This window comes from Bradyrhizobium sp. IC3123, assembly GCF_020193625.1.
Classification (GTDB): domain Bacteria; phylum Pseudomonadota; class Alphaproteobacteria; order Rhizobiales; family Xanthobacteraceae; genus Bradyrhizobium; species Bradyrhizobium yuanmingense.
The window spans coordinates 1-2935 of record NZ_JADYVF010000036.1 but is presented as its reverse complement, the minus strand read 5'-3'; the positions used below and the strand labels follow the sequence as shown (position 1 = coordinate 2935).

Annotated in this window: 1 protein-coding gene and 3 pseudogenes; 3 read left to right on the top strand and 1 reads right to left on the bottom strand. The window is 57.3% G+C overall.

Features of this window, described 5'->3' with window-relative positions; genetic code table 11:
- Positions 1–382: pseudogene (locus I6F20_RS37450) on the top strand (hypothetical protein); the annotation flags it as partial.
- A gap of 519 nt (positions 383–901) precedes the next feature.
- On the opposite strand, the pseudogene I6F20_RS37445 reads toward I6F20_RS37450, so the two are convergent.
- Positions 902–1150: pseudogene (locus tag I6F20_RS37445) on the bottom strand (transposase); the annotation flags it as partial.
- 145 nt (positions 1151–1295) lie between these two features.
- Between I6F20_RS37445 and groEL the strand changes: the two are divergent.
- A pseudogene (groEL, locus tag I6F20_RS37440) lies at positions 1296–1474 on the top strand (chaperonin GroEL); the annotation flags it as partial.
- Positions 1475–2588: 1114 nt separating this feature from the next.
- Entirely contained in the window at positions 2589–2897 is a 309-nt protein-coding gene (locus I6F20_RS37435) for a hypothetical protein (RefSeq protein ID WP_225131534.1), read from the top strand.
- Positions 2898–2935: the final 38 nt, after the last annotated feature.

Below are 2935 nucleotides of genomic sequence, written 5' to 3'. Positions count from 1 at the left end.
TATGGTTTTTGTCCGTCCTTTGGTCGGGCTGTTCAGCGATAGCGATAGCGTCAGGGAAATTGCCGTTTCTGCCTGCACCGTCTTCCATCTCTTTTTTGGACTGTATGGTATTGAGACTGTCGTCACGACGATGCTTCAATCGCTCGGGAGAGCGCGTCTCAGCGCGGTTGTGTGTTTCGCGAGGCATTATCTCTTCATTCCGGCTGTACTGTTTTTCCCGGCCATCTCTGGCTCCAGCGGAGTATTGGCCAGTCAAGCCATCGCGGAGCTAGGCGCCGGAATGATTGCACTGTTTATCATGCGCCGTCAGTTCGTTGAGCTCAGGCGATGCGACCGACACATTCGGCCAGGAGGAATGGAGAATGCTTCTTGGCCTGATTAGACATGTTCGGAGCCAACATTAGGCCGGTGAGTACTGGCTTCAGGGTGATGACGAGTGTGATGTGCGAGACTGAGGCGCCATATGACACTCATTGTCAGAATGAAAGAAAAAGCGGGTGTCGCGCGGGCCGGAAGCTAACGCTGGCCGAGAGTTTCGGGCCCGTCAAGACTGAGGCGCGCTTGACTGGCGAGACCAAAGTCACGATTACCGAGTGGTGCAAGTAGCCGCTGCAGAGTTCCGCGTCGCTGCGTGACGGAGTTACTTGGTGCTCCGTTAACGAGGCTCATGAGCGGGATGGGAGGGCGGAACGTGCGCGATAGCTTGACCAGAATGAGGCACAAAAGTTCTCTGAGCCAGATGAGGATGCGACCGAAGTTGTGGGCGACGGATGAACTGATGACGTTAGCCGCATCGCCGGCGCGGCCTCTGAGCTAGCAGCGGCCGCAGTGACCATCGGCCTGCAGGTGTCCTCGTGCCTCCTAGCTACGACATTATCGAAATCGGCCCGCTCGCTCGCGCACCGTAAATGTCCTCGAGCAGCAACGGCCCGATGATGGAGCGGGTTGCGAGTCCAGGCCGGCCATTCTCGGTATAGAGCGGCGCGATCTCGCCGTCGATCCAGTCCCAATCGACCTTGTCGGCGAGCTGAACCAGCTCATGCTTCATATTGATTGACCACCGAGCCGAACCGCGCCGGCCAAACAATCGGGTCAGTCTGGCCCTGAACAGACCGCTGGGTCCCGTCGTCCTGTGCTTCTTGCGTCGCATCGCCACCTGCGATGCGACGATCGAATCACGGCTGCCGATTCGACGGAACTTGAGGGTTCCGTGAGGTCGCCGGGCCAAGGCCAGCTGCGCGCTGCGTCGTGGATGGCTCACGGAAGCGAGATTGAACGAAGCCGTCGCCCCGCACCCGCTAGACCTCAAGCGTGGCATCGAGCTTGCAATCGAGGCCGTTGCTGCAGACCTCCAGAATAACTCCAAGAAGGTCACCTCGAACGAAGAGATCGCCCAGGTCGCCACCATCTCCGCCAACGGCGACGCGGAGATCGGCAAGTTGCTCGCCGCGCCATGAAGAAGGTCGGCAACGAGGATGGCGACACTCGCAGGCCCTTCTCCGGAACCCAGATGTAAGGAACGCGACAGTTGGAGTTTTGCGAGCGGCCCAGATCCGCTCGTCCTCACATGAACCTCAGCGTGGACCTTTGGACATTGGTTGCGAACCCGACATTGTGGGTACGACGTATTGCTGTTGAAGATGAGTGGCAGGGGAGGCTGTGCGCGATCACCTGTTGGACCCCTCCTCGAAAAGATCGTCCGGAACTCGGGGAAACATGTCGGGCCGCCAGGCCTGACATTCGTGCCGACAAGGTACGGTGCGGCTCACCATTGCGATCTCCGATCCTTGTTAGAGGAAAACTCGATGCTTATGCGACTGAACACAGCAGGCCCCTCGAATCCATCGAAACCGCAGCATTGATACGAACATACTCGAAGCCTTTATTCGCACTGATCATCGAAAGCGGTCGGACCGGGTGCGAAGGTCAAAGTCGACCGGATCTCACCAGCGACAACACTCGCAACGTTCGGAAAGTTCACGCCGATGTTTTCAGACTTGTTGCTCCCGTCCGCGGACGAGAAGGCCATCCTCTGAGACCCTGCGCGATTTATCTCGGCTTCAATCTTGACGACCGAGATCATGCGGAGCTTCGCGACGGGAGGAACTCGTTAGACTCTTTCTTCGCTATTGGAGGCACTAAAGCAGCGACGACGCTTTACCTGCCGCGGTTCGCTCATTGGTACAGCGAGCGGATGTGCCGCCGACGTCCTCTTCCGAAGCCAGCATCGGCCGGATTATTGCTCGGATGAATGGGAAGCTGATCGTTACTGGAACAACCGAGAGCGTTGGTGATTGGCGTCAGATCAACTCGTCGGACGAGACCGGTGACGCGCCGAAAAGCGTCCGGAAGTGATCCAGCCACAGCTCAGAAACGCACCGCTGCTGTCGATAGCAGCTACGTGCCGACCTCGCTTCGGTCGGCATATAATTCCAATGTCTTCACCAAGTTAGGTAGGTTTCGATCCATTGTTCCCCGGGTACTATCGGTGAGTAAATGGCCTGCGGGTCAGGATGCAGTTCATCACGATAGGACAAGATGTAGCAATGACGAGCGCAGCTAATTCCCTGCCCGTTAGAGGGCATGTCATGAAATTCATCGAAGGGGCGCGGGTCGTCACTGAGAGTGAATTGCAAGCCAACAACATCACCCGTCACCACGTCACGAAATACTACCGCAATCAGATTACAAACGGTGGCTACTACGAGCAGCTTAAAAACATTGTGGAGCCCTCAGTTCAGGAGTTCGAGAGTCGTGGCAGTTTAGATACGAGCGGCGGCACGATAACACGGTCGTGCTCGGCCTCCAGTGACCTGCCACTGCATTTTCATCCAGCGGCAGTTAGAGTCTCGGGGTTTTTGTGCAGCGAGACCGAACTTTGGACCACCCGGAACTAGAGTTTTGCGCCTCTGATCACGTTGGCGGGCTGGTGGCG

Bases quoted from the DNA above. Each gene is read 5' to 3' on its own strand.
- I6F20_RS37435 (WP_225131534.1), top strand. From the start codon at position 2,589: ATGAAATTCATCGAAGGGGCGCGGGTCGTCACTGAGAGTGAATTGCAA.